Origin of the sequence: Solihabitans fulvus (assembly GCF_008386585.1) — a bacterium.
In the GTDB taxonomy this organism is placed as follows: domain Bacteria; phylum Actinomycetota; class Actinomycetes; order Mycobacteriales; family Pseudonocardiaceae; genus Solihabitans; species Solihabitans fulvus.
Genome location: NZ_VUOB01000076.1, coordinates 1 through 26,127, shown reverse-complemented (window position 1 = coordinate 26,127; position 26,127 = coordinate 1). Strand labels below are relative to the sequence as shown.

At 68.8% G+C, this 26,127-nt stretch carries 22 protein-coding genes; 11 read left to right on the top strand and 11 right to left on the bottom strand.

Features of this window, described 5'->3' with window-relative positions:
- Window positions 1–14: 14 nt before the first annotated feature.
- Together F0L68_RS36265 and F0L68_RS36260 are read left to right on the top strand one after the other, a co-directional pair.
- Window positions 15–1,013: an acetylxylan esterase gene (locus F0L68_RS36265; RefSeq protein WP_149854429.1), complete on the top strand. Its 999-nt coding sequence runs from the start codon at window positions 15–17 to the stop codon at window positions 1,011–1,013.
- The gene (locus tag F0L68_RS36260) at window positions 1,010–1,702 is read left to right on the top strand and encodes a glycoside hydrolase family 12 protein (RefSeq protein WP_149854428.1); all 693 of its coding nucleotides are present in this window, start codon (window positions 1,010–1,012) and stop codon (window positions 1,700–1,702) included. Before F0L68_RS36265 ends, F0L68_RS36260 begins: the two co-directional genes overlap by 4 nt.
- Window positions 1,703–1,746: 44 nt before the next feature.
- Here the strand turns inward: F0L68_RS36260 and F0L68_RS36255 are convergent, their stop codons facing one another.
- Window positions 1,747–2,775, bottom strand: a complete 1,029-nt coding sequence (locus F0L68_RS36255; RefSeq protein WP_149854427.1) for a LacI family DNA-binding transcriptional regulator — start codon at window positions 2,773–2,775, stop codon at window positions 1,747–1,749.
- 143 nt (window positions 2,776–2,918) lie between these two features.
- Between F0L68_RS36255 and F0L68_RS36250 the strand changes: the two genes are divergently transcribed.
- The 4 genes from F0L68_RS36250 to F0L68_RS36235 are packed head-to-tail and all read left to right on the top strand — an operon-like array spanning window position 2,919 to window position 7,322.
- On the top strand, window positions 2,919–4,202 hold the full coding sequence (locus tag F0L68_RS36250; protein ID WP_149854426.1) for an ABC transporter substrate-binding protein: 1,284 nt from the start codon (window positions 2,919–2,921) through the stop codon (window positions 4,200–4,202).
- 14 nt (window positions 4,203–4,216) lie between these two features.
- Window positions 4,217–5,191, top strand: coding sequence for a carbohydrate ABC transporter permease (locus tag F0L68_RS36245; RefSeq protein ID WP_149854499.1), 975 nt, complete (start codon window positions 4,217–4,219; stop codon window positions 5,189–5,191).
- Window positions 5,188–6,003, top strand: a complete 816-nt coding sequence (locus F0L68_RS36240) for a carbohydrate ABC transporter permease (RefSeq protein WP_223199446.1) — start codon at window positions 5,188–5,190, stop codon at window positions 6,001–6,003. Before F0L68_RS36245 ends, F0L68_RS36240 begins: the two co-directional genes overlap by 4 nt.
- A gap of 5 nt (window positions 6,004–6,008) precedes the next feature.
- Window positions 6,009–7,322 (top strand): GH1 family beta-glucosidase, encoded by a 1,314-nt coding sequence (locus tag F0L68_RS36235; RefSeq protein ID WP_149854425.1) that lies wholly within the window; start codon window positions 6,009–6,011, stop codon window positions 7,320–7,322.
- Window positions 7,323–7,329: 7 nt separating this feature from the next.
- On the opposite strand, the gene F0L68_RS36230 is transcribed toward F0L68_RS36235, so the two are convergent.
- Genes F0L68_RS36230 through F0L68_RS36215 form a run of 4 tightly spaced genes read right to left on the bottom strand, consistent with a single transcriptional unit; the run spans window position 7,330 to window position 12,008 of the window.
- A complete protein-coding gene (locus F0L68_RS36230; protein ID WP_149854424.1) occupies window positions 7,330–9,042 on the bottom strand; it encodes an amylo-alpha-1,6-glucosidase in 1,713 nt (570 codons plus the stop codon).
- A gap of 20 nt (window positions 9,043–9,062) precedes the next feature.
- Complete coding sequence (locus F0L68_RS36225; protein WP_149854423.1) at window positions 9,063–9,878, bottom strand: carbohydrate ABC transporter permease; 816 nt, start codon at window positions 9,876–9,878, stop codon at window positions 9,063–9,065.
- Window positions 9,875–10,759: a carbohydrate ABC transporter permease gene (locus F0L68_RS36220; RefSeq protein ID WP_223199445.1), complete on the bottom strand. Its 885-nt coding sequence runs from the start codon at window positions 10,757–10,759 to the stop codon at window positions 9,875–9,877. Before F0L68_RS36220 ends, F0L68_RS36225 begins: the two co-directional genes overlap by 4 nt.
- A gap of 7 nt (window positions 10,760–10,766) precedes the next feature.
- On the bottom strand, window positions 10,767–12,008 hold the full coding sequence (locus F0L68_RS36215; RefSeq protein ID WP_149854421.1) for a sugar ABC transporter substrate-binding protein: 1,242 nt from the start codon (window positions 12,006–12,008) through the stop codon (window positions 10,767–10,769).
- A 200-nt stretch (window positions 12,009–12,208) separates the two neighbouring features.
- Between F0L68_RS36215 and F0L68_RS36210 the strand changes: the two genes are divergently transcribed.
- Both F0L68_RS36210 and F0L68_RS42835 read left to right on the top strand, forming a co-directional pair.
- Window positions 12,209–13,303, top strand: coding sequence for an SGNH/GDSL hydrolase family protein (locus F0L68_RS36210; RefSeq protein ID WP_149854420.1), 1,095 nt, complete (start codon window positions 12,209–12,211; stop codon window positions 13,301–13,303).
- A 183-nt stretch (window positions 13,304–13,486) separates the two neighbouring features.
- Complete coding sequence (locus F0L68_RS42835; RefSeq protein WP_188317021.1) at window positions 13,487–13,831, top strand: hypothetical protein; 345 nt, start codon at window positions 13,487–13,489, stop codon at window positions 13,829–13,831.
- Window positions 13,832–13,899: 68 nt separating this feature from the next.
- On the opposite strand, the gene F0L68_RS36200 is transcribed toward F0L68_RS42835, so the two are convergent.
- The 3 genes from F0L68_RS36200 to F0L68_RS36190 form a co-directional block, all read right to left on the bottom strand.
- Entirely contained in the window at window positions 13,900–16,482 is a 2,583-nt protein-coding gene (locus F0L68_RS36200; RefSeq protein WP_149854418.1) for a glycoside hydrolase family 9 protein, read from the bottom strand.
- An 80-nt stretch (window positions 16,483–16,562) separates the two neighbouring features.
- Window positions 16,563–17,708 (bottom strand): cellulose-binding domain-containing protein, encoded by a 1,146-nt coding sequence (locus F0L68_RS36195; RefSeq protein WP_149854417.1) that lies wholly within the window; start codon window positions 17,706–17,708, stop codon window positions 16,563–16,565.
- Window positions 17,709–17,799: 91 nt separating this feature from the next.
- A complete protein-coding gene (locus F0L68_RS36190) occupies window positions 17,800–18,465 on the bottom strand; it encodes a TetR/AcrR family transcriptional regulator (protein ID WP_149854416.1) in 666 nt (221 codons plus the stop codon).
- A gap of 99 nt (window positions 18,466–18,564) precedes the next feature.
- Here F0L68_RS36190 and F0L68_RS36185 point away from each other — a divergent pair, with 99 nt between their 5' ends.
- Complete coding sequence (locus F0L68_RS36185; protein ID WP_149854415.1) at window positions 18,565–19,488, top strand: SDR family NAD(P)-dependent oxidoreductase; 924 nt, start codon at window positions 18,565–18,567, stop codon at window positions 19,486–19,488.
- A gap of 65 nt (window positions 19,489–19,553) precedes the next feature.
- On the opposite strand, the gene F0L68_RS36180 is transcribed toward F0L68_RS36185, so the two are convergent.
- From F0L68_RS36180 to F0L68_RS36170, 3 genes are read right to left on the bottom strand one after another with little or no spacing between them, the layout of a single operon-like run.
- Window positions 19,554–20,720, bottom strand: a complete 1,167-nt coding sequence (locus F0L68_RS36180) for a GNAT family N-acetyltransferase (RefSeq protein WP_149854414.1) — start codon at window positions 20,718–20,720, stop codon at window positions 19,554–19,556.
- Complete coding sequence (locus F0L68_RS36175; RefSeq protein WP_149854413.1) at window positions 20,717–22,009, bottom strand: MFS transporter; 1,293 nt, start codon at window positions 22,007–22,009, stop codon at window positions 20,717–20,719. The genes F0L68_RS36180 and F0L68_RS36175 overlap by 4 nt, the downstream gene beginning before the upstream one ends.
- The gene (locus tag F0L68_RS36170; RefSeq protein ID WP_149854412.1) at window positions 22,009–22,959 is read right to left on the bottom strand and encodes an ATP-grasp domain-containing protein; all 951 of its coding nucleotides are present in this window, start codon (window positions 22,957–22,959) and stop codon (window positions 22,009–22,011) included. Before F0L68_RS36170 ends, F0L68_RS36175 begins: the two co-directional genes overlap by 1 nt.
- Before the next feature lie 342 nt (window positions 22,960–23,301).
- Here F0L68_RS36170 and F0L68_RS36165 point away from each other — a divergent pair, with 342 nt between their 5' ends.
- Together F0L68_RS36165 and F0L68_RS36160 are read left to right on the top strand one after the other, a co-directional pair.
- Window positions 23,302–24,723: a phenylacetate--CoA ligase family protein gene (locus tag F0L68_RS36165; RefSeq protein WP_149854411.1), complete on the top strand. Its 1,422-nt coding sequence runs from the start codon at window positions 23,302–23,304 to the stop codon at window positions 24,721–24,723.
- Complete coding sequence (locus F0L68_RS36160; RefSeq protein WP_149854410.1) at window positions 24,723–26,117, top strand: glycosyltransferase family 2 protein; 1,395 nt, start codon at window positions 24,723–24,725, stop codon at window positions 26,115–26,117. Before F0L68_RS36165 ends, F0L68_RS36160 begins: the two co-directional genes overlap by 1 nt.
- Window positions 26,118–26,127 lie beyond the last annotated feature (10 nt).

Below are 26,127 nucleotides of genomic sequence, written 5' to 3'. Positions count from 1 at the left end.
ACCAAGGACCAATGATGCCGTTGACGGACTGCACGCTCGACGAACTCACCGCCTACCGAACCGAGTCGCGCGAACCGGCGGACTTCGACGCATTCTGGGACGGCACCCTCGCCGAGGCGCGCACGCACGGCGGGACGGTGCAGGCCGAACGGGTCACCGACCGGCACCTGTTGCGCACCGTCGACGTCGACGACGTGCGCTTCCCCGGCTGGAACGGCGAACCCGTGGCCGCCTGGCTGCTGCGGCCGCGCGACGTCGACGGCCCGGTGCCTGTCGTCGTCACCTACCTCGGCTACTCCTGTGGCCGCGGCCTGCCCACCGATCACCTGTTCTGGTCCGCCGCCGGGTACGCCCAGCTGGTCGTCGACAGCCGCGGCCAGGGCCACGACACCCCGGACCGGGGTGAGGGCGGCGGCACGCAGTGGGTCGAAGGCTTCATGACCCGAGGCATCGAGTCCCCTTATCACTACTACTATCGGCGCATCATCACCGACTGCGTCCGGGCGGTGGACGCGGTCGGTGAACTGCCCGGCCTGGATCCGGGGCGGGTGATCATCACGGGCATCAGTCAGGGCGGCGGACTGACCCTGGCCGTCGCGGGACTGACGCGGGGCCGTGTGGTGGCGGCGCTGCCGGACGTGCCGTTCCTGTGCGACTTCCGCCGGGGCGCGGAGATCAGCGGTGAAGGCCCGTACGTGGAACTCGCGAAGTACCTGCGGTGGCACAGTCCCGATCGGGTGCGGGAAACCTTCGCCACGCTGTCCTATTTCGACAGTGTGCACTTCGGTCGACGGGCGACCGCGCCGGCACTGTTCAGCGTCGGCATGATGGACCCGATCTGCCCGCCCTCCACCGTCTACGCGGCTTTCAACCGCTACGCGGCCGTTGACCGGGCCATGACGGTCTGGCCGTTCGCCGACCACGGCGGCGGTCACGGCTTCAACTCCGCCGCACAGCTGGCGTGGCTGCGCGAGCATGGGCTGACTCCCGTTGAGGAAGGAACGCATCCATGAGGAACTCAGCGCGTTCATTGGTATGCGCGGCGATCGTGGCGGTCGCCACGCTGACGACAGGGGTGGCCGCGCAGGCCGCCGTGTGGTCCTCGTCGGACAGGTGGGCGACCTGGTCCAACGGCGGCTACACGCTCCGCAACGACGTCTGGGGCGGCGGGGCCGGGCCGCAGACGATCTGGGCGAACTCGTACGGCAACTTCGGTGTGTGGGCCAACCATCCCAACACCGGCGGCGTCAAGTCGTATCCGCACTCGGCCAGGAACGTCAACCAGAGGTTGAGCGCGCTGCGCGGCGTGTCCAGCAGCTTCTCCGTGTCCCGGCCGGGCAGTGGCTCCTACGAGACGACGTACGACATCTGGGCGAACAACAACGCCGACGAGATCATGTTGTGGATGAACAAGACCGGCGCCGTTGGTCCGTTGGGAACGAAGCAGACCACGGCGTCCGTCGGCGGTCACACCTGGGACGTCTACAAGGGCAGCAACGGTTCGAACGCGGTGTTCTCGTTCGTTCGCACGTCCAACACGGACGCCGGCACGGTGGATGTGTTGGCGGTGTTGAACTGGATCAAGAACCGCGGCTGGTACGGCGACGTCACCCTTGGCGAGGTCCAGTTCGGCTTCGAGATCACCTCGTCGAGCGGCGGCCTGAACTTCAACACCAACAGCTACTCGGTTTCCTTCTCCTGACGGACCTGCGTGGACCGGCCTAGGCCGTGTCCGCGGGACACGGCCTAGGTGGAGTCGCGGATGGCGAGGGAGACCGGGAGGACCTGGCGCTTGGGGGTTGGCGCGTCGCCGGCGATGAGGCACTGGAGGATCGTGATCATGTGCCGGACCTGTGCGGCCGGCTCCTGGTGCACGGACGTCAACGGGGGCTTGAGCGTGTGCACTATCGACGGGTTGTCGTCGAAGCCGACCACGGCCACGTCGTCGGGGACGCGGAGGCCGTGGGCGCGTAGCGCCTGGAGGACGCCGGCCGCCATCGGGTCGCTGGCGGCGAAGACGGCATCCAGGTCGGGGTGGCGTTCCAGCAGCCGGGTCATGGCCGCCTCGCCGCCGGTCTGGGTGAAGTCTCCACTCTCGGCGCGGTCGTCGATGGGCATTCCGTGTTCCGCGAGGGCCTTCTGCCAGCCGAGCAGCCTGTCCTGGGCGGCTGGGTGGTCCTGGGGACCGCAGACGGTGACGATGTTGCGCCGGTGCCGCTGGATCAGGTGGGTGGCGGCGAGGTGGGCGCCGCCGACGTTGTCGTAGTCCACCGTGTAGAGGCCCCTGCTGGCGGTGCCAGGGCGACCGCCGAAGACGACGGGGACGCGTAGCAGCTTGAGCGCGGTGGGCAGGGGGTCGCCGGCGTGCGGGGCGAAGACCAGGGCTCCGTCGACGTGGCCGCCCTCGAGGAACCTCGTCGTTCGCGGGATGTCGTCGCGGTTGTCCACGAACATCACCAGCATCTGCGCGCCGCCGTCGGCCAGCGCGCGGAAGGCCTCCCGCATCACCATCAGGAAGTAGGGGTCGTTCAGAACCTTGGACTCGGGCTCGGACAGGATCAGGGCCACCGCGCCGGTGCGCTTCGTGACCAGGGACCTGGCCGCCTGGTTGGGGGAGTAGCCGAGGTCGCGGGCGGCCGCGAGAACGGCCTCGCGGGCCCGGGGGCTGACGTAGGACTCCTCGTTGAGCGCGCGGGACGCGGTCGAACGGGACACCCCCGCGTACGCGGCGACGTCTTCCAACGTCGGCCGCTCGGCACTCATACTGGACGCCATTCGTCACCTCCCCGCAAGAGTATATTGCACATCCAATTTGGGAGCGCTCCCGTAACAAGGTCTTGACACTATCAGGTACACCCGGAAAACTCGGGCAGCATGTTCTGGGAGCGCTCCCAGAACGAGTCCAATGAGGGGCCAACATGCTCAGAGCACTGCTCACCTGCGTCTCCGCAGTGGCGTTAGTCGCCGCGGCCGGCTGCGGCAGCTCGTCCGGCGGGACGGACCAGGCCAACACCGCGAACGGTCCGGTCGAGCTGACCGTCGCGACCTTCACCGAGTTCGGCTACGAGGACCTGCTCAAGGAGTACGAGCAGGCGCACTCGAACATCAAGATCACCCAGCGCAAGACCGGCCAGGGCGGCCCGTACCACCAGGAGTTCCTCACCAAGCTGGCGGCCGGATCCGGTCTGGCGGACGTCCAGGCCCTTGAGGAGGGCCACCTGTCGGACTTCCTCGACAAGTCGGCCAAGTTCAACGACCTCAACCAGATCGGTCCGCAGGGCCTGCAGGACCGCTGGCTGAAGTGGAAGTACGACGCCGGCAAGTCCAAGGACGGCAAGCTGATCGGGTACGGCACGGACATCGGCCCGCTCGCGATGTGCTACCGGACCGACATGTTCGCCGCCGCTGGCCTGCCGACCGACCCCGCCGGGGTCAAGTCCCTGTTCGCGACCTGGGACAGCTACTTCGCGGCGGGCGACCAGTTCACCAAGGCGACGGGCAAGGCGTGGTTCGACTCGTCGGCGCAGGTCTTCAACGCCATGATCAACCAGCTCGACACCGGCTACCTCAACACCGACGACACCCTGGCGATCGAGTCCAACCCGGGCATCAAGAAGTCGTGGGACCAGGTCACCTCGGCGGCGACGCACGGCCAGAGCGCCAAGCTGACCGCGTTCTCCCCCGAGTGGAACAGCGGGTTCAAGCAGGGCGCGTTCGCGACCAAGACGTGTCCGTCGTGGATGCTCGGTGTGGTAAAGGAGCAGGCGGGCCCGGAGAACGCCGGCAAGTGGGCGGTCACCGACGCGTTCCCGAACGGGGGAGGGAACTGGGGCGGCTCGTACCTGACGGTGCCAACGCAGAGCAAGCACCCGAAGGAGGCCGCCGAGCTGGCCGCGTGGCTGACCGCGCCGGAGCAGCAGCTCAAGGCGTTCAAGAAGACCGGGAACTTCCCCAGCCAGGTCAAGGCGATGGAGTCCCCGGAGCTGTTGGCCACCACCAACGACTACTTCGGCGCGACCAAGATCGGTGAGCTGTTCGCGGCCCAGGCGAAGAAGGTGACCAAGGCACAGTACAAGGGGCCGAAGGACGGCCAGATCCAGGAGAACGTGACCAGCCCGGCGCTGTCCGCGGTGGAGCAGGGCAAGAGCCCCTCCGACGGGTGGCAGCAGGTGGTCGACGGCGCGAAGAAGCTCGTCCGTTGACCCTGAGTGAGGAACTGGCCACAGACGACCAGCGCACCCCGCAGCCCGGAGACGGGCCGCGGGGCCGGTCGGGGTGGCGTCATCGGTTGGCCCGGTTGGACGTGAAGGCGTCGCCGTACCTGTACATCGCGCCGTTCTTCGTGGTGTTCGCGGTTGTCGGACTGTTCCCGTTGCTGTACACCGGATACATCTCGTTGTTCCGGTGGGAATTGGGTAGCGACAACCCCACGTTCATCGGGTTGCAGAACTACGTCGAGCTGTTCGCCGACAACCAGTTCTACCGAACGCTCACCAACACGTTCAGCATCTTCCTGCTCTCCAGCGGCCCGCAGATCGTCATCGCGGTGCTGCTGGCCGCCCTGTTGAACTCGCGCCTGCGGACGCCAACGGGGTGGCGGGTAGGGGTGTTGCTGCCGTACGCGGCGAGCCTGGTGGCCATCGGGATCATCTTCGCCAACCTGTTCGGGCCCAAGTACGGGCTGGTGAACTCGGTGTTCCAGTTCTTCGGGCTGGATCGGATCGACTGGCAGGCCAACCGGTTCGCCAGCCACATCGCCATCGCGGTCATGGTGAACTGGCGCTGGACCGGATACAACGCGCTGATCATCCTCGCCGCCATGAAGGCGATTCCCAAGGAGCTCTACGAGGCCGCCAGGGTCGACGGCGCCTCGGCGGTCCGGCAGTTCCGCAGCGTCACGTTGCCGTTGCTGCGGCCAACGCTGGTCTTCGTGATCATCACGTCGACCATCGGAGGGTTGCAGATCTTCACCGAGCCCAAGCTGTTCGACGCGATGCCGGGGTCGAACAACGGCGGCTCCACCAACCAGTTCCAGACCGTGACGCTGTACATGTACCAGACAGCGTTCGAGAGCCAGCACTTCGGCTACGCCTCGGCGATAGCCTGGGTTCTGTTCCTGGTGATCCTGGTGGTCGCGTCCGTCAACTTCCTGCTCACCAGGCGGATCGCGTCGACGGGAGGCCCGTCGTGAGACGCGCCGGGTTCTGGGCGTACGGGCTGCTGACCGCCTTCGTGCTGGGGTCGGTGTTCCCGTTCTACTGGTCCTATCTGGTGGCCAGCAGGGACAGCGGGATGCTGACCGACCGGGTGCCACCTTTGCTGCCCGGCGGGAACTTCTGGGCCAACGCGGCCAGGGTGTTCGACTCCGTGGAGTTCGTGAAGGCGTTGACGAACAGCGTCATCGTCGCGGGCACGGTGACGCTGACGACGGTGTTCTTCTCGACACTGGCCGGGTTCGCCTTCGCCAAGCTGCGCTTCCGTGGGCGCGACCCACTGTTCCTGTTCATCGTCGCGACCCTGGCCGTGCCCACCCAGCTGGGGATCGTCCCGCTGTACATGGCGATGGCCGACTTCGGCTGGATCGGTGGGTTGTGGGCGGTGATGGTGCCCAACCTGGTCACCGCCCTAGGCGTGTTCTGGATGCGCCAGTACACGCTGGAAGCGGTGCCCTACGAGCTGGTCGAGGCCGCGCGGATGGACGGGTGCAGCATGATCCGGGTCTACTGGCACGTGTGCCTGCCCGCGGTCCGGCCGGCCGCCGCGTTCCTGGGCATGTTCACGTTCATGACGTCCTGGAACGACTTCCTGTGGCCGCTGGTGGTGCTGGACGCGGGCAACCCCACGGTCCAGGTGGCATTGGAGAAGTTGCAGAGCGGTTACTACATCGACTATTCGCTGGTGCTTGCGGGCACAACGTTGGCGACCATTCCGATCGTGATTGTTTTCGTGCTGCTTGGTCGACAGATCGTCGCCGGGATCATGCAGGGTGCGGTGAAGGGGTGAACAGGGTGAGGTTTCCGAGCGATTTTGTGTGGGGCGCGGCCACTGCGGCGTTCCAGATCGAGGGATCAACCACAGTGGACGGCAGATCGGACTCGATCTGGGACGCGTTCTGTCGAGTTCAGGGGGCGGTCCGCAACGGCGACACCGGCGACCCGGCCGCCGACCACTACCGGCTGATGGCCGAGGACGTCGCGCTGATGGCGTCCCTTGGGCTGCGGGCGTATCGGTTCTCCGTGGCCTGGCCCCGGATCCGGCCGGACGGCGGCGCGACCAACCCGCGCGGCCTTGACTTCTACGACCGCCTGGTGGACACGTTGCTGGACAACGGGATCGACCCGTGGCTGACGCTCTACCACTGGGACCTGCCGCAGAAGCTGGAAGAGCTGGGTGGTTGGGCGAACCGGGACACCGCATACCGGTTCGCCGACTTCACGTCCTCGGTGACCGAACACCTGGCCGATCGGGTGGTGCACTGGACGACGCTGAACGAGCCGTGGTGCAGTGCCTTCCTCGGCTATGCCGCCGGTATTCACGCACCAGGTCGCACCGAGCCGGACGCGGCGACCGCCGCCGTCCACCACCTGATGCTCGCGCACGGACTCGGGATGCAGGTCATCCGCGAGAACGTTCCCCAGGCCGTTGCCGGGATCACCCTCAACCTGTACCCGGTGGCACCCGTCGATCCCGCCGACGAGTCCGATGTGGACGCTGCGCGAGCCGTCGACGGGCTACAGAACCGGGTGTTCCTCGATCCGGTGTTCGACGGTCGCTACCCCGACGACGTCCTGCCCGGCCTTGCGGACCTCGTCGAGCCCGGGGACATGGAGCTGATCAGCGCACCCATCGACTACCTCGGCGTCAACTACTACCGGGACTACGTCGTCTCCGGCGGCGGCGAGCCGAGGTTCCCGTCGGAGTGGATCGGCGCCGAACACGCCGCGTTCCCACCCCGCGACCTCCCGTTGACCGACAGCGGCTGGGAGGTCAATCCCGACGGGCTGACGACCGTGCTGGTCAGCCTGAAGGACCGAGGCGTCCCGTTGTATGTCACCGAGAACGGCGCCTCCTACGAGGGCATCGACGACTACGACAGGGTGGCCTTCCTCGACACTCACCTTCGCGCCGCCGCGAAGGCCGTGGAACAGGGCGTCGACCTACGCGGATACTTCTGCTGGTCGCTGCTGGACAACTTCGAGTGGGCCGAGGGATACGCCAAACGGTTCGGCCTGGTGCACGTCGACTTCGCCACCCAGACGCGCACGCCCAAGCGGTCCGCCCAATGGTTCGCCAAGGTCATCGACACCAACGAAGTGAGATAGCGGTTCGTCAGGGCGTCCGGCGGTCGCGCCTGCCTTCGGCGTCCGAGGCAAGCAGCAGGTAGGCGCTGGCCGTCCAGGTGTAGGCGCGGTCCCGGAGCCCCTGCCCGGTGAGGGCGTCGAAGTTCTCGGCGAAGCCGGACTTCTCGCACACGGCACGGAACCGGGCACTCACCTGGTCCGCCAAGGCCACCGAACCGCCCCGACGCAGGCCATGCTCGATCAGCACCGTCGCGGGTGCCCACACCGGACCACGCCAGTAGCCGTCGGCCTGGTAGAGCGGGGAGTCGGGGCGTTCGGTGGCCAGACCCACCGGGGTCAGGTGCCCGGCGAGGTCGGCCGCCACGGCGGCACGCACGGTGGAGGGCAGTTCAGTGCCCAGGACGACAGGCATAAGGTCCAGCAGGCTCGCCGTCGTTCGGGCCGTGCCCTCCACCGTGCGACTGGTGAACCGGGTGCCGTTCCACAGCTCGTCGACCATGGCGGTGTGCATCGTCTTGGCTTCCCTGGTCCATCGGGTCGCGGCGACCGGGTCGCCGATCTCCTCGGCGATGCGCGCGAGCTCGCGCATCTGCACCACCAGGAACGCCGCGAGGTCCGCGGACCGCACGAGCTGGTGGCCGTGGAAGACGGTGGCGTTGTCCCAGCCGCTGTCGTTGCCGTGTTCGTAGTGGGGGAGCGGCTGACCAGGGACCCGGCGGTAGTCGAGCCAGAACGTCGTCCAGGTGGCCAGTTGTCGGTAGACGTGCCGGAGTTCAGCGGCTGGCAACCCGTTTGGCAGTCGCTCGCGGAGCCGGTTCACCGTCCAGCCGTGGATGGGCGGCTTGACGAAGTTGTACAGGATCTCGGCATGGGTGATCGAGTCGGGCAGCGCGCCCTCCTCGGTCTGGTGGTCGAACACCACCTGGAACTGGTCCCAGGCCAGCTCGGGTGCGCCGGCCGCCAGCGCGAGCGCGTTGAAGCAGTGGTCCCAGCTCCAGACCTTGTCCATCCAGTGCTTGGACATCAGGATCGCGGGGCGCCGGACGAACCCGGACGGGTCCACTGTGGCAGACCACAGCACGTAGCAGGCGAGTTCGGCGGCCGGAGTCCTCTCGTTGCGCCAGGGCGCGATCGCGTCGGCGAACTCCCGGAAGGCACGCTGGGACGCGGCCACCACGTCGGCGAACGGCGGGCGGACGAAGGGCGGGTCCCCTGCGGTGGTCAGTTCCTCCACCACAAACTCCCACTCGGCGCCGTCCGCCCCGATCTCCACCGACCGCTCCCCGGTTCCCAGGGCGGAGGCCCCGAGCGTGCGCACCGAACCGGACAGGGCGGTCGCCCGGTAGCGGTGGCCGGTCTCGTAGGAGGTGAAGACGTACGACGAGGTGACCGGGTCGTGGAAGAAGTAGGTCCCGGTGAAGGGAGTCAGGGTTGCGTCGGCCGCCTCGACGCGCAAACCCAGGCCGTGTCCGGAGATTCTCAGCACGGACGGCGACTCGAACGCGGCCGATATCCGTCCTCGGTCGGTCGACCAGGTCAGCACCGTCGGATTCGCCGTCACCTCGGCCGGTACCCGGGTGCCGCTCAACACGGGGACCAGCCGGAGTACCGCGTGCATCCCGTTGCGGTGCGACACGAGGTGGAGGTCGTCGGCGTAGGTGCCGAGAGCGACGACCGGGCTGACACCGAACCACGAACCCCGACAGCTGAACGGGATCTCCTGTATCGAGAAGTCGTCCACGCGCGCAAGCCCCTCTTCGGTCAGTCCTTGACGGCGCCAGCCGTGATGCCCGCGGCCACGAAACGCTGGGCCAGCACGAGCAGGACGGCGGCGGGCACGGAAGCGACCACGGCGGTCGCCATGATCGCGTTCCACTCCTGGTTGTTGTTGCCGATGTAGCGGTAGATCCCCAGGGTTAACGGCTTCAGCGAACCCCCACTGTCCAGCGTCGCGGCGAACACGAAGTCCGACCACGCCCACAGAAACGCGAACAACGCCGCGGTCACGATCCCGTTGCGGCTGACCGGAAGCACGATGGACCAGAACACGCGCACGGCACCGGCACCGTCGATCCGAGCCGCCTGCACCAGTTCGTCGGGCACCGACGCCATGAACGACGAGAGGATCAGCACGGCGAACGGCACCGCGATCGTCGAGTCGGCCAGGATGAGGCCCGACACCGAGTTGGTGATGCCGAGGCTGACATAGATGCCGTAGAACCCCAGCGCCATGATGATGCCGGGGATCATCTGCGCGACGAGCAGGACGAACCACAGTGGCCGGCGACCCCGGGGGCGCAGCTTCGCCAGCGAGTACGCCGCGGGCGCGGCCAGTGCCAAGGTCAGCACGACGGTGCCGGACGCGACCAGCAGGCTGGTGAGGAAGTACGGCAGCTGCTCGTTGAACACGCGGACGTACCCGTCGAAGGTGGGAGTCGTTGGGAAGAAGTCCGGCGGCGACTTGCGCATCTTCCCCGGCGGCGTGAGGGAGACGTTGACCATCCAGTACACGGGAAAGAGCATCAGCGCGGTGAGCAGCACGCCCGTCGCGGTCCGCAACAACCGCCGCCGCCTCATGCCTCCTCCTGGTGGCGCTGGACGCGGACGTAGCAGATGCCGGCGACCATGGCGACCAGGATCAGCACGTTGCCAACTGCGGCACTGGGCCCGAAGCGGGGCAGCATGTTGCCGAAGCCCAGTTCGTAGGACTTGACGGCGAGCGTGGTGGACGCGCCGCTGGGGCCGCCGCGCGTCATGATCCAGATGATGTCGAACACCTTGAGGGTGTAGACGAGACCAAGCAGGAGCGTGATCCCGGAAACCGGCCGCAGCATCGGGAACGTGATCCGCCAGAAGGTCTGCCAGCCGTTGGCGCCGTCCAGCGCGGACGCCTCGTACACCTCGGCCGGGATGTTCCGCAGGCCGCTGTGCAGCACGACGAGGTTGAAGGGGATGCCGATCCAGATGTTGGCGACCGTCACCGACACCAGCGACCAGTTTGGTGAGGTCAGCCAGTCGACCTTGTCGACGCCGAACGCCGCGAGAACCGCGTTGACCACCCCGGCCTCGCTGTTGAGCATCCACGCCCAGGTCGACGCGGACACGATCAGCGGCAGCAGCCACGGCACCAGGAACAGCGCCCGCAGCGTCGCCGACAGCGGGAAGCTGCGGGTGAAGAACACCGCCAGCGCCAGGCCGGCGGCGTACTGGAAGACCAGCGACACCAGCGTGAACACGACCGTGTGCAGCACGGCCGTGCCGAAGGCGGGGTCGGCGAACACCGCGGCGTAGTTGGCGAAGCCGACGAACGGGGCGCCGCCGTGCACGAAGGTGCGGATGGTGTTGTCGCGGAGGCTCAGGTCGAGGTTGGTCAGCAGCGGATAGGCGTAGGAGAGCAGCAGATACGCGAGCAGTGGCAGCAGAAACGCCCATCCGACAAGCTGTCTGCGCAGCTGCACCACGGCCCTACTTCGCCGACGCTGCGGCGGCCTGGGCCGCAGACAAGGCGTCCGCCGACGACTTCGACCCGGTCAACACCGCTTGGACGGCGGTCCAGAGCGGTTGGGAGATCCGTGGGTAGCGCGTGCCGAGGCCGTCGCTCGTTCGGCCCTTCGCCGCCTTCACCGCGTCCACCCACACCTTCAGGTCCGGCTGCGCGGCGATCTGGCGTTCCTGGACGGCGGGCACCGCGGAGACGTAGGTCAGCGCGGTGTCGGTGGTCAGGGCGGTGTCCGGGCTTACCAGGCAGTTGGCGATCTTCGCCGCCGTGGTCTCGGTGCCCTTGTCGCCCTGCACGGGAACGGTGACGAACTCGCCACCGGTCGGCGCAGGCGCGACACCCCCGTTCCTGGCCGGAATCGGGATGACGCCGTACTCGAAGCCCGCCTTCGCCGCGTTCGCCCGCTGCCATGTGCCGTTCTCGGCGAAGGCGTACTCGCCGGTGGCGAACTCCTGCCAGCTCGTGGTCTGCGTGTTGCCGATGACGGAGTTCGGCGCGTACTTCCTGTCCAACCACGACTTCCACAGGTCCAGCGAGGAAGCGGCCTCGGGCGAGGACAGACTGGTCAGCTGCGCGCCAGCGCCCCAGAACCACGGCAGGAACTGGAACGTTCCCTCTTCGGTGCCGATCGCGGAGAACGTGATGCCCTTCTTGCCTGCCGCGGTGACCTTGGCCAGTGCCGCGTCCAGGGACGCCCAGTCCGTGATCGCAGCGGGGTCGACGCCGGCCGTCCGCAGGACTGCCTTGTTGTAGTACAACGCCAGGGTGTTCGCGCCGATCGGCACGCCGTAGGTCTGCCCGCCCGTCTGCGCCGCGGCCACCAGGTTCGGCGCTGCCTCGGCCGCGGCCAACCCGCTGTCCTTGTTGGACAGAACAACGCCGGCGTCGGCGAGGGTGGACACCACCGGGTTGTCCACGACCAGCACGTTCGGCGCGGTGTGTTGTTGCGCGGCGAGCAGCACCTTGTTCGTCAGATCGGTCGTGTCATAGGCCTGTCGAGTGATCTTGACGCCCGCCTGCGTGCCACAGTTGTCGATCACCTTGACCCACTCCGAGCCGTTGTCGAACTGCGGATACGGGTCCCAGAGCGAGTACGTGCCGGAGTCCTTCGAACCGCCGTCGCCGGCCTGGCTCGAACAGGCGCACGCGGCCAGCCCCGCGGCGATCAGCACGATGGTCAGTCGCCGGGCGATCGGTATACGCAGCATCGCGTGTTCCCCTCCGGCTCTTGATCGAACCGATTCGATCCTCGCAGTGGCGTCAACGTAACCGCGTGACAAGGCCTGTGCAAGAGGCGTGTGTCGACCGGTTGTGCTGCTCGGGAGCGTTCCCTTATCGTTACCTAGGAATCGAATCGATTCGATTGACAGAGAGATCCTGCTAGTCCTTCGTCTGACGAGGAGACACAATGCGCACGCGCCTTCGCTGGCTTGTGGCTGCTGCTGCCGCAGCGGTCGTCAGTGCCACGTTGTCGGTGGTTCCCGCGTCCGCCGAGTCGAACGGTGGGGTCCGCGTGATGCCGCTGGGTGATTCCATCACCGACGGCGCGGAGGTTCCTGGCGGGTACCGGATCGGGCTGTGGCAGCGGCTGGTTGGCGGGAGTTATCGAGTGGACTTCGTCGGGTCGCAGTACAACGGCCCGGCGAGTCTCGGTGACCACGACCACGAGGGACACCCCGGCTGGCGGATCGACCAGATCGACGCCAACATCGTGCCGTGGCTACAGAACACCACCCCGCACACGGTGCTGCTGCACATCGGCACCAACGACGTGTTGCAGAACTTCAACCTCGCCACCGCCCCGGCCCGACTGTCCGCCCTGGTCGATCACGTCACCGCGACCGTGCCGGGCGCCGAGGTGTTCGTCGCGACGATCATCCCGCTGGCCAATGCGGACCAGGAATCGAAGGCTCGGTCCTACAACTCCACGATTCCCGGGATCGTGCAGAGCAAGGCAGCCGCGGGCAAACACGTGCACCTGGTGGACATGCACTCGGCGCTGACCGCCGCCGACCTGGTCGACGGCGTCCACCCGACCGCGAGCGGCTACGACAAGATGGCCGCGACCTGGTACACCGCGCTCGGCTCGGTCCCCGGCAGCGTCGGTGACCCCGGCGGGCCGCCGGTGGCCAGGCACATCGCGGGCACCCAGTCCGGCCGGTGCGTGGACGTGCCGAACACCAACGGCACCCAGGCACGGCTGTGGGACTGCGCCAACCAGGCCAGCCAGTCCTGGACGTACACGCCAAGCCGGCAGTTGACGATCTACGGCAACAAGTGCCTTGACGCGAACAACCAGGGCACCAGCAGCGGTACCCAGGTGATCGTCTGGGACTGCAACGGCCAGACCAACCAGCAGTGGACCGTCGGTTCCAACGGCACGATCACCGGTGTGCAGTCCAACTTGTGCCTGGACGCCTACGGTCAGGGAACCGCCAACGGCACGCAACTCGTGCTGTGGGCGTGCACCGGCCAAGCCAACCAGCAGTGGACACTGCGTTGATCACCGGCAGGGTACTGATGTCCGCTTGACCCGATCTGGGCGATGAGTCTCGCACACCTGGTCGCCTGTCGTGGCCAAGGACGTCATATTCGTGCGTGTGATTCGTGACGAAACCGCCGCGTCGTGGCCCAGCGCCCTAAGTGGGGGTGGTCGTACCCGACGAGCACGTCAGCGTCGAGGACGATGAGCCCGTCCATCCAGCGGGTCGCGATGGCGTCGGTCGGCAGGTCGAGTGGGACGCCCGGCGCGGCGCGCAGCGGGATTATCCTGCATCAGGTTGCTGCACTCGTCGTACCGGACACCCGCGACGTCGACGAGACGTCCGGGTGCGGGCTCGTTGCCCGCAGTGACATCCAACTGATCGGTCAGTTCGTCGTCGTCGACCGCGACCCGGGTGTAGGCGATGCACGTGGTCACGAACTGGTCCGCTCGAGCATATGCGCGGACGATGCCGGCCTGCGAGGCGATGAACTCGGTGGTCTGGCGCGCCTGGAAGGCACGCCACGCGACGTCGTCGTGACGAGGTGAGTGGCGATCCACACCTGGGAACGCCCCGCCTGCCGGGAGTGCGTTGCTCCGGCAGGCGGGGCGCGTCTTCAGCCGCACGTCCTCCCGTTCACCGTGAAGGACGACGGGTTGGTGTTGACGCCGGTGTAGGTACCGTTGAAGCCGATCGTGGTCGACGCGCCCGGGGCCAGCGTGCTGTTCCAGGGCATGGCCGTGGCGGTCACGTTCGCGCCGGACTGTGACCAGGTGGCCGACCAGCCCTGCGCCACCTGCTGGTCGCCGGGGAAGGGGAACGTCAGCGCCCAGTCCGTCCAGGCCGCAGTGCCGGTGTTGGTCAGCGTGATGGTTGCGGTGAAGCCGGTGTTCCAGGTGTTCGACGCGTAGGTCACGCGGCAGTCGCCCGGCGGCGTGACCGGGGACGACGACTTCTCCGCGACCCAGTTCGCCAGCCAGGCCAGCGCCGAGTTCCAGTTGATGGCCACCTCGTTCACCGAGTACGCCTGGATGTCGTCGACGAAGCAGCGCTGCGGCTTGCAACCGGCGAGCAGCCGGGCCGCGGTCGGGTCCTGGAGGCCGCTGTTGGGCCCGCCGGACAGGACGCCGGGCGGGGCGGTCGGCAGCGACGGGTCCAGTTCGTGTGCCCAGAACCGATGGTGCACGTTGCGCACCGGCTGGTCGCCGTGGCCCGAGACGTACGAGTAGTTCGCGGGATTGCGGCCAAGCAGGTAGTACATCGCCTGGAACGCGCCGTCGCGGTACTTGTCCTGCTTGGTGAAGTCGTATGCCAGCGCGAGCACCATGCCGTTGTTGGCCACCAGGCCGTTGGAGCCCCACTCGTAGGATCCGTCTGCCGTGCGGTACGGCGCGGGATAGCCCATGGACTTCATCTGCGCCAGGTGGCTGTCGGCGGTCGTGGTGATCGCCGCCCTGATCGCCGCGAGGTCCGCCACGGGCAGGTCGTTGGGCACCAACGCCAGCGTGATGTCGCCGAGCGCGCCCGTCGAGCTCCAGTCGAAACCGTGCGTGTTGAAGCTGACGCCCCGGTAGAGCGACGAACCGGTGACGTCGTCGCGGTAGGTGCGCTTCCCCGTGCTGGAGTACAACTCCGCGGCCGCCCAGTAGAACTCGTCGGTCACGGTGTTGTCGCTGTAGGTGCCGCCACCGGTGCCGTCGTTCGGGTCGGCCAGCATGATCGGGTTGGCCTTCGCGGCGGCATAGGCCTTTTCGGCAGCGGCGCACAGTTTCGCCGAGTACGCCGGGTCGATGGTCCGCCACAGCCGCGACGCCTGCGCGGCGACCGCGGCCATGTTCAGGGTGGCCGCCGTGCTCGGCGGCGACAGTCGGCGCGGCTGGCTGTCCTGGTCGGGCCGGGTGGGCAGGGCGGTCCACTGCGCGTCGTGGATCTTGTGGTGCACCATCCCGGCGTTCGACCTGCCGTCCGGCACCTGCATTTCCAGCAGGAAGTCGACCTCCCAGCGGGCCTCGTCCAGGATGTCGGGCACGCCGTTGGCTTGTTCCGGGATCGCCAACGTGCCGTCACCCAGCGCGCTCGCGTCGCCCATCCTCAGCGCCCGCTCGTATTCGTTGAGCAGTTGCCAGGCCGCGATGCCGCCGTTGACGACGTACTTGCCGTGGTCGCCTGCGTCGTACCAGCCGCCGCGCACGTCGAGGGTGTAGCCGCAGTTGAGGTCCGAGCGGCACGGAACGTTGTTGTCGCCCTGGTTCGGTGGCACGTTCACGTGTCCTGCGGGCCGTGCGTAGGTGGCGCCGACGTACTTGGCGTCGATCGCGACACCACTGCGCTGGTGGTAGAAGAACGCCAGCGCGTCGTGGCGCAGCTTCTTTAGTCCGTCCGAGGAGATGCTGAACGGAAAGCTGGTCTCGGAGCCGACGGCCAGCGTGTAACCGGCGCCCACGGTGTCGTAGGAGGAGAAGTCGATCTCGTGCACGTTCTCGCCGGACGCGGCGTCCGCACCGCGCGGCGTGGTCTGGCCGGTGGCCACGGCGGCCCCTGCGGAGCTCCGCAACGTCCACGTCAACGGCGTGGCCGAGGCACTGATCAGCGTGGCCTGTTTGGGCAGGCCCGGCGCGTAGCTGTCCTGGTTCACCCGGATGCCGCTGGTCGGCGGCTGACCGCCGGGCGGGATCACGCCGCCGATCAGCGAGATGTTGTCAAGGCAGATGGTGTTGTCGCTCGTCTGGCCGCCGAACCAGAACGCGAGCTGGCCGTTGCCCGCGTTGGGAAAGTCCACGGTGGACGTGAAGGCGAAGGTGAAGTGCTGGGTTGTCGGCGTGACCGTCAGGTCGTTCCGTGAGATCTGCCGGTAGGGCGACACTGCCTCACCCGCGACAGCGGAGATCGGCTGGGTGGTCGTCGCGTGCGCGTCGAACGCCAAGGTGTAGCGCTGGCCCGCCTCGAAGGGAACCCCGTTCTGGCCGACCAACGCGTCGTAGCGGTTGACCGTGCCGCCGGTGACGGTGGTGCAGAACTCTCCGCTGGTGACGTGTCCGCTGGTGCCCGCCCCGGTCCACCACGGGTCGATGGTGCTGCCCGAGAAGTCGCCGTTGAGTAGCCGTTCGTAGTCCACGGCGGAGGCGGGCACGGCGCCAGCCGACACCGCGAGCACCGCCGCCGCCAGTAACGCCCCGGCGTGAAACTTTCTCGACCGCATAAAGCACATCTCCTCGCCGTCGGTTGCCGCGTGGACGCCCAGCCCTACCGGGGAGGCCAGCTGACCTCCCCGTCCGTGTCTCAGGAGCACCCGATCCGCGACGCCGCCACCACCACGTCGTCGAACCACAGCGTGTCGTCGCCGGTGCCGTAGCTCTCCCAACCGAGCCGGAGGTCCGCCGGGGCAGGCCGCCACCCGCCCCGGCGGAGCCATTGCGCGTCCACGTCCGGCGTGGGCGTGCTGTCTGCGTGCAGGCCAGGCACTTCGGTGCCGTTGACCCAGGTCCGCAGGTCGGAGCCGGTGATCCCGAACTCCACGCAGTTCCACTGGTTCACCGGTAGCGGGACGCTCTGCGCGACCCCTGCCGGGCTCTGCTCGGGCAATGTGGCGTCGTCGGACTCCCGATTCCACTGCATGGCCCGGTTTTGCCCGCCCATCCGCAGGTCCTTGCCGCCGTCCGCGGTGTCCTTCATGGCCACGAAGGCCACGTGCGCGTCCGGTAGCGCGGTGGTGTGCCGGACGTAGAACCGCGCGTACAGGCTGGATGCCGTTATCCCCCTGGATGTTCCGAGGAACACGTGGTTGCAGTAGCCCGCGTGGCCGTCGATCCGGACCGACTTACTGCCGCTGTGCGCAGTCGAACTGTCCACGGTCGCGGTGCCGGTTCCCTGGCAGTTCGGGAAGGCCAGTGACCAGTCACCGGAGGGCGTCGGCCCGGTCTGGTTCTCGAAGCCATCGCAGAAGGCACCAGCCGGACAGCCCGCGGGCGGCGGCGGTGGCGTGGTCGTGCTGGTGGGTGGTGGTGGGCTGGTGTCGTTGCAGCGCACACCGTTGAGGGCGAAGTCTGCCGGCGTGTCGTTGCTGCCCTGGAACGTGGCCTGGAATCCGAACTGGACGGATGCGCCGGTGGCGATGCTGCCGTTGAACGCCTGGTTGCGTGCGGTCACGGCCTTGCCGGACTGTGTCACGTCGGCGCTCCAGCCGGAGGTCACGTGCTGACTGCCGGCGAACGTCCACGTCAGGGCCCAGCCGTTGATGGGGGAGGCGTTGTTGGTCACCGTCACCTGAGCGACGAAACCGCCGTTCCACTGGTCCACGTGGTAGCCGACCACGCACGCGGGCGCGTCGGCGGCGTGTCCGGAGATGGGGTTCACGCTGATCGCCAACGCGGCCACGGTCGCCAACGCGGCCACGGCCGCCAAGTCGCCGCCTGTTCTTCGGCGCATGTGCTCTCCTGTGGGCTGGGCGACGTTGCCATACCTGGGAGCGCTCCCAGGACAGACTGTAACCACACGGACACGCACTTGGCAATCAGGTTCACGTGCGCGGCAGTACGCCCAGCAGCGCCGAGGTGAAGGAGAGTCGCAACGCGTCACGCAGTTCCAGGTGGAGCACGCCGAGGGCGGGCTCGTCCGCGTAGGCGGCGAGGAGGCTGGGCGGTGGCGGGACGTACGCCGACAGGGCGCCCGCCGAGACGAGGCTCAGCAGGCAGAACAGCCGCGCGTTGTCGCCGAGTTCGGGCACGTGGCGGCGCAGCAGTTGGGTCATAGCTTCGAGTCTCGTGAGGGCCGATCGCTTGTGCTGCTTGACGACCTCGACCGAGACGTTGTGCTCAAGGACGCCGCCCTGTGCGCCGAAGAGGTCGCACAGCACCGTTCGGCCCGCCAGTGACCGGCTGAGGATCTCGGCCAGTTGTCCCGCCCGTACCTCCGGCGCCGCGTGCGCCTCGATGCCCGTGGCCAGCTCGTCGGCCAGTTCGGCGAGCCAGCTCTCCAGGTAGACGTCCAGCAGTTCGAGCAGGACCGCCTCGCGCGACTCGAAATACCGCAGCACGTTCGACTTGGCCAGGCCCACCCGCCGGCTGAGCTCGTTGAGGCTCACGTCCGCCACGGGCATCTCGTCGAGCATCGCCGCCGCCGTGTCCAGGATCGCCCGGCGGCGGATCTCCCGCTGCTCCTCGCTTCGCGCTCGCTGAAAGGTCACACCCGCATCCTAGTTTACAGACCACCGGTTCATTGACATGAGACCGGCAGTCTCTTACATTGACACTCGTAACAGACTGACGGTTCTTTAGGAGACTTCATGAGCGGCAACTGGACTGAGCAGCACATTCCCGATCAGCGCGGCCGGGTGGCGATCGTGACCGGCGCCAACACCGGGCTGGGCTTCGAGACCGCTCGGATGCTCGCGGCGCGCGGGGCCGCGGTGGTCCTGGCCGTCCGCGACGTCGACAAGGGCAAGCAGGCGGCCGCCCGCATCACCGGCGACGTGACCGTGCAAGCCCTCGACCTGACCTCCCTGGACTCGATCCGGTCGGCGGCGGCCGACCTCCGCGCCGCGCACCCGCGCATCGACCTTCTGATCAACAACGCCGGCGTGATGTACACCCCTCGGCAGACCACCGCCGACGGCTTCGAACTACAGTTCGGCACCAACCATCTCGGCCACTTCGCCCTCACCGGCCTGCTGCTGGACCGGCTCCTGCCAGTCCCCGGCTCCCGCGTCGTGACGGTCAGCAGCACCGGGCACCGCATCCGGGCCGCCATCCACTTCGACGACCTGCAATGGGAGCGCTCGTACAGCCGCATCGGCGCCTACGGTCAGGCCAAGCTCGCCAACCTGATGTTCACCTACGAACTACAGCGCCGGCTCGCACCGCACGGCACCACGATCGCGGTGGCCGCCCATCCCGGCGTGTCCAACACCGAACTCGCGCGCCACACACCCGCCGCACTTCGCCTGCCCATCACCTGGCTCGCGCCGCTGCTCACCCAGAAGCCCGAGATGGGCGCCCTGCCCACCCTGCGCGCCGCCACCGACCCGGCGGTCACCGGCGGCCAGTACTACGGCCCGGGTAACCGCTGGGGGACCCGCGGCTACCCGAAGCCGGTCACCTCCAGCCCCGACTCCCACGACCAGGATGTTCAACGGCGCCTGTGGACCGTCTCCGAGGAACTGACCGGGGTGACATTTCCCGCCGTAGCCCCACAACAGACGAACTCCTGAGGCCGCAACCGGATTCGACAAGGCCACGGCCCCGGCATCACCGAGACCGACCGGATGGCTGGTGTCTAGGTCGCCGGAACTGGAGTCCGCGCCCGATCCGACGCTGACGCCGACGCCGCTTCCGGTTCGGCCAGGCCAAGTTCGGCACGGGCCAGCCTGGTGCGGTGCGCCAGTGACCCGCCGCACGCAGCCGCGAGCGAACCCGGCCAGCGCACCACGCCGTACAGCGGATCCAGGCGGCAACCCCGGCGGCGCTTGGCCTCCGCCGCTCCGTTGCCGAAGCAGAACCGGGAGATCCCGTTGCACAGTCCCCACAACAGCGGTTCGTAGCACATCACGTTGAAGTAGACGAAGTCCGCGCGGGTTGCCGCGTAGTCGAACGCGACGTTGCGGATGTGCAGTGTGCCGTTGTCGCGCAGGCACACGCACATCCCGACAGGCGCACCGGCCCGCTCGGCGAGGAACACCACCATCCGGTCCGCCATCGTGGCCGCGATGTCCGCGTAGTCCGCCAGCACGGCCTCGGTCGAGGCCGTCGTCCGGTACTTGGCGGCGAGCTGTACCTGGAGGCGCGCGGTGCACTCGTCCAGCGCGGCGGTGCCCTCGACAACTCGGGTGCGCAGCCCGCCGGCGAGGTACTGCCGGCGCTCCCGACGGATGCTGGTGCGTGCGTTTCTGCCCAGCGTGGCGAGGTATCCGTCGAAGTCGGTCCAGGTGACGTCGAGGACCGTCTCGGCCCCGACGAGGCCGACCTCGGAGTTGCGCAGCAGTCCGGCGAGCCGCCGCGCGAGCCCGAGGTCGGCAAGGCCGGCGAAGCTCAGCACCCCGTCGCCGGCCAGCGCGTCCGCGGCATCCGCGATGGACTCCAGCACGCCGTTGTCGCGCGCGGTGAGCAGGCAGCGCGCCCCGGACACCGCGCCGAACAGCTGCGGGTACAACAGGTTCCTCGGCACCGGGGGCTCCAGCGGCCAGGGCCAGACGAGGTCCGCGACGTCGTAGTTCGGCGACGCGCCGGACCGGTCGGCGGTCGCGCGCAGCGCCGCCAGGCCAATCAACGCGCCGCCCGTGTCGCGCGCCGCGACGTAGCGCATGCCGCCCCGGGACCTGCGGTCGCAGTACCGCAGCCACCGCACGGACTCGTGCAGCGGTGGGTTCGGCACCATCCTCAGGTAGTCCGCCGCGAACTCGTCGACGTCGCGGTGCACGGTCGTGATGATCGCCGGCCGACTCATTCCGGGATGTCCCGCATCCGCCGCAGCGGCGAGCACAGTACGAACAGGCAGCACGCCCACGCCCCGAAACCGGCCACCACCAGCGTGGTGCGCACGCCGATCCAGTCGCCGAGCAGGCCGCCGAGCACGGCCCCGACCGGCGCGGTGCCCCAGGACAACCACCGCGACGCGGCGTTGACGCGGCCGAGCGACTCGGGCGGGCAGATCGCCTGCCGGTAGCCGGTCGCGGCGGCGTTGAACGGGACGCTGCTCGCGGCGAACACCAGTGACCCCACCGCGACCAGGTACACGCCCCAGCCGCCGCGCGCCAGCGGCGCGAGCAGGCCGCTCCAGCCGAGCGCGAGGAACGGCAGCCAGATCATTCGCGCGGTGCCGATCCGCTTGGCGAGCCTGCCGGTGAGCAGCCCGCCGAGCAGCCCGCCGACCGCGCCGCCCAGCATGACGAACCCGATCTGCCAGGGCTGCGCGTGCAGGTCGCGCACGAGAAACACCAGTTCCAGCGCGAGCGCCATCGCCACGAACAGGTTGCTGAGCGCGGAACTGGCGGCGATGCTGCGCAGGATCCGATGGCGCAGCAGGAACCTGAGGGCGTCCAGGATCTCCGCGCGCACCTGCCGCCTTGGCTGCGACTCCGCCTCGGGTTCTGGCTCGGGCGGGGCCTCTGGTGTCCTGATCGCCAGCAGGGACAACACCGAGACGACGAACGAGGCGGCGTCGGCGACGACGGCACGCGTCGCGCCGATCGACGAGACGAGCACCCCGGCCAGCGACGGGCCGGCCAGCTGCGCGACGGAGCCCGCGGTGGACAGCTTCCCGTTCGCGTCCACGAGCTGGTCTTTGTCCACCAACGACGGCAGGTAACTCGGGTAGGCGACGTCGAAGACCGCGGACAGCACGCTCGTCACCACGGTCACCACGTACAACTGCGCCAGCGTCAGCACGCCGGCGAGCGCGGCGATCGGGATCAACGCCGTCACCGCGGCGCGGCCGATGTCGCACCACACCAACAGGCGTCGCCGGGACATCCGGTCGGCCAGCGGCCCGGCCGGCAGCGTCGCCAGCAGGTAGCCGGACCAGGACGCGGCGGTCAGCAGCGCGGCCTGGAACGCGCTCGCGCCGAGCTGGGCCACCGCGACCAGGGGCAGCGCCAGGCTCGACACGCTCGCGCCGAGCTCGCTGACGGTCTGTCCGCCCCACAACAGCCGGAAGTCTCGGTGCCGCCACAGCGACCGCCTCGGGGCCTGCGGCAGCACGGAGTCCTCGGTCGGCGGCGTCGACGTGCCCGGCATCAGCGGCCCACACCCGCCAGCCGGCGCCGGTAGCTGGCGAAGCGCGCGTGCAGCAGGGCCGCCACCCGGTCCTCGTCGAACTCGCCGACCGGCAGCGCACCCGCGTCGGGTTCGATCTCGGACAGCCACCAGTCGGTGCCGTCGAACAACATGTCGATGCTGAGGTACGTCAACTCGTTGCGGCGGAACAGCTCCCGCGCCGCCGTCACCAGGAACTCGGGCGGCGTGCCGAGCTTCGCGGTGAAACCGGTGCGGGTGTTCACGGGTTCGCCGGGCAGGGGAGTGCGTTCGACGAAGGCGAGGATCTCGCCGTCCACGCAGAACGCCCGCGCGTCGATCAGGGGCTCCGGCAGCCGATGCTGGATGACGAAGGGCTGGTCGTAGCCGGCGGCCAGGCTGAGCACCTGCTCCAACTGCGGGCGGTCGTGGACGAAGCAGACCCCCATGCCGCCGTACCAGCTCGCCGGCCGCACCACCAGCGGCAGGCCGAGTGCCAGCGCGGCCTCCACCACACCCGTGTCGTCGAGGTGGTGGTTCGGCACGATCCGCAGCGTCGGCAGGGCGGGCAGCGCCGGGAGCGCGCGGAGCGTGGCGTACTTCTCGTTCCCGATCAGCAGCCAGCGCAGCGGCGTGGCCAGGTGGTAGCCGGCCGCCTCCAGGCACAGCAGGACCGACACGGTGGCCCACAGGTCCGGCAGCGAACGCGGGTCAAGGCCGAGGTCCGCGACCACCATGCAGGTGTCCCGGTCGATCCGCTCGCCGTCGACCGTGAGCCCGCCGTCGTGGTGCAGCACCAGGTCCTGTGGTGCCGCGAGCAGGAACCGGAACCCCTCGCGCTCGGCCGCGGACCGCCGGAACGGCCAGTAGTGCTCCTCGGCGTAGGCGCGCTTTCCCGAGGTGTCGCGGTCGGGATAGAGCCACAGCAGGGTTGGGGACGTGCCGTCCGGCATGCGGGACTCACCTCTCGGGCGGGGACCTGTCGCCCCTGGATCCTGGCCGTTCGTGCGGGGTCGGCGGGGCGCCGGGCGCAAACACTGTGGTAGTCGACCGCAATCGTTGCGGTCGTCGGCCGCAGTTCTTGCGGTGTGCGGTTCGACGGCCGTCCATACGCTCGGATCGACGACGGAACTGCCGTGCGAACTGGATCTATCCCGTCGAGCGTGCGGGCGCCACCACATGCGCACCGGAATAGTGCGGAGCGTGGTCATCGCCGCCGACGACTCGGCGGACGTCGAGCGGATCCGGCCCGCCTGGTGAACGGACTGACGAACGACGACCGCGAAGGGCCACAGATGTCGCTGGGCACGCCGAACGCGGAGCGGGACAACCCGCTGCTGCTGTGGGAACACCAGGGGTTGGACGTCGAACAGGTCGCCGCGCTGCCACCGGAACAACGCAGCACCGTGGTGTGGGAACACAGCACCCGGCACCTGTACTCGCGGATACCGCACTACGCCGAGCTACTGCGCGCGGCGGGCGACCCGACCTGGCGCGACCTCGGCGCGGTGCCCACCTTCGACCAGACGCTGGACTGGGCCGGTGGCGGCCTGCTCGTGGACGGGGCCCGCAGCGACGCCCTGTACTTCTCCGGCGGAACCACCAACCGGCACAAGGTGCTGCACAGCGACCTGCGAGAGGACGCCTACCTCAACGCCGTGCGCGCGCTCCAGTACGCGAAGACCCCTCGGCCCTACCGCGCGATCGCGCTGCGGCCGATCGACGTGACGCACGGCGCGCCGGCGCCGATCCCGGAACTGCACCGGCACGCCACCATCGCGTTCCCGCTGCACTCCGACGCGGACTACGCCGAGGCCGCGCACCTGTTGCTGGACAACGGCAGCGGCAATGCCGAGCAGCAGGTGGTGTCGGTGCGGTCGCAGACCCCGACCGTGCTCGGGCTGACCGCGTACCTGATCGAACAGGGCGTGGATCCGGCGCAGCTGGCCGTCGAATCGGTGCTGCACGGCGGTTTCCACCTGTCCGCGTCCTGGCGGCGGAAGCTCCAGGACTACTGGGGATGCCACATCACCGACATGTACGGGTGCACGGAGTTCTACCAGAGCTACGGGATGCGCTGCCCGCACTGCGGCGCCTACCACTTCAACTGGACGATCCTCGTCGAGGTCACCGACCCCGCCGGCAGGCCGGTCGACCGGGGTGTCGGCGAGCTGACCCTGACCCACCTGGCCCCGTTCGCGCTGCGGCAGCCGCTGCTGCGCTACCGCACCGGCGACCTCACCGAGATCGACGGCGTCTGCGAGGTCACCGGCCGGGACCGCTACCTGTTCGGCGGTCGGTTGCGGGACGCGGTGCGGCTCGCGCCGGCCTCCGCTGCGGTCGAGCGCGGGATCGACCGGCTGTACCTGACCTCGTTGCAGATCAAGGACGCGGTGGACACGCTGCCGTTCGTCGCCCACGAGCCCGACGAGCAGCACGAGAACGGCGTGTACCGGGCCGACGACTGCACCCAGCCGATCCTGGACTGGGAGTCCTCGACCGGCGAGGACGGTGTGCTGCGCATCGACTTCCTGCTCGGGCTGCACGCGGAGCACCGGGACCGGGAGACCGACTTCGAACACTTCGAGGCGCTGGCGCGCAAGGAGATCGTGGCCGCGTCCGCGCCGCTGGCGGAACTCGTGGCCGCCGGCCGGGCCGTGGTGTCCTGCTCGATGGTCGCGCCCGAGGTCCTGGACACGACGGCGAGGGCCATCTGATGCCAACGAACGCGACGAGCCCGCGTACGGTGTCGGTGGTCATCCCCGCGCACCACCGCAAGGTCGAGCTACGGCGCACCCTGCGCAGCCTCACCGTGCAGTCACTGCCGCAGGACCGGTTCGAGGTGATCGTCGTCGACGACGGTTCGCCAGAGGGCATGCACCGGGAATCCGTTGCCGCGCTTGAGAAATTCGCCAGCAGTCGATACCTGCGGCACGACACGGCGAAGGGCGTGTCGGCCGCGCGTAACGCGGGGGCCGCGCACGCGACCGGCGACCTGCTGGTCTTCCTCGACGTGGACTGCATGGCGCACCCGGACTGCCTCCAGGCGCACCTGGACGCGCAGCAGGGTGAACCGATCGCGGCCTGCGGCTACGTCTACGGCCGCGAACTCACCCCCGCGATCTGGGACCTGCGCCTCGGCACGGACTGGGACCTCGACGACCCGGCGGGCACGTTCGCCAGGGCCGCCGACACCCCGGCGTTCGCGGACCCGCTCGGTCTGGTGCTCAACCCGCCGCTGCCGACCGACTGGGCGTTCTTCTGGACCCACAACGTGAGCATCCCGCGCCGAGTGTTCGAGGCGTGCGGCGGCTTCCTCGAGGACTTCGAGATCAAGGGCGTCGAGGACCTGGAGATCGGCCTGCGCCTGCAACGCGACGACGTGCCGACGATCTTCCTGGACGCCGCGCGAGCCCTGCACCAACCGCACTCCAGGGGGCGACACGACGACCTCCAGCGGGACCGCCGCAACGACCTGCTCCTGCTACGCCGACACCCCGACCCGGACGTGGAGGCCGTGTGCAGCTTCGACATCGTCAACGCGCGCGACCTGGTCCCGCAGCTCGAGTCGTTCGCGAACCGCCTTGACCGGTCGGCCATCGACGTGGCCGGGATCACCGCCCTACCGGCCACCCTCGCCGAGGCGCGCGCCGCCAACCGGGTCCTGCTGCTCGGCGCCGCCGACGGCTGGCCGGCGGACCTGGACACCCCGGACCGCGTCGTGTCCCCGCTGGAGAAGCCAGGGGAACCGGACCGACTGCCGTTCCTCGGCACCCGGCTGCCGTTCGACCACGGCCACTTCGACATCGCGATCGTCACCGACTACTGGCGGCTGCTCCCGGAACGCACCCTGTGTCGGATCCTCGAGGAGCTGTTGCGGTGCAGCACAACGGTGTTCGTCCTCGCCGACGTCGCGTCCGCGCCGGCCGCCGAACCGGACCCGGTCCTGTCCGCCGCCCTCGACCGGCACGACCGGCCGTTCTGGGAGTTCACCGTCGCGCTGCGCCGCGAGCTGCACCAGTTCGAGCTGACCGAGCGCGAGGCGGCCCCGACCGGGGCGCGCGCCTACCTGGTCACCGCCGTGGACTGGCCGACGACTCGACTGCCGTGATCACCGATCG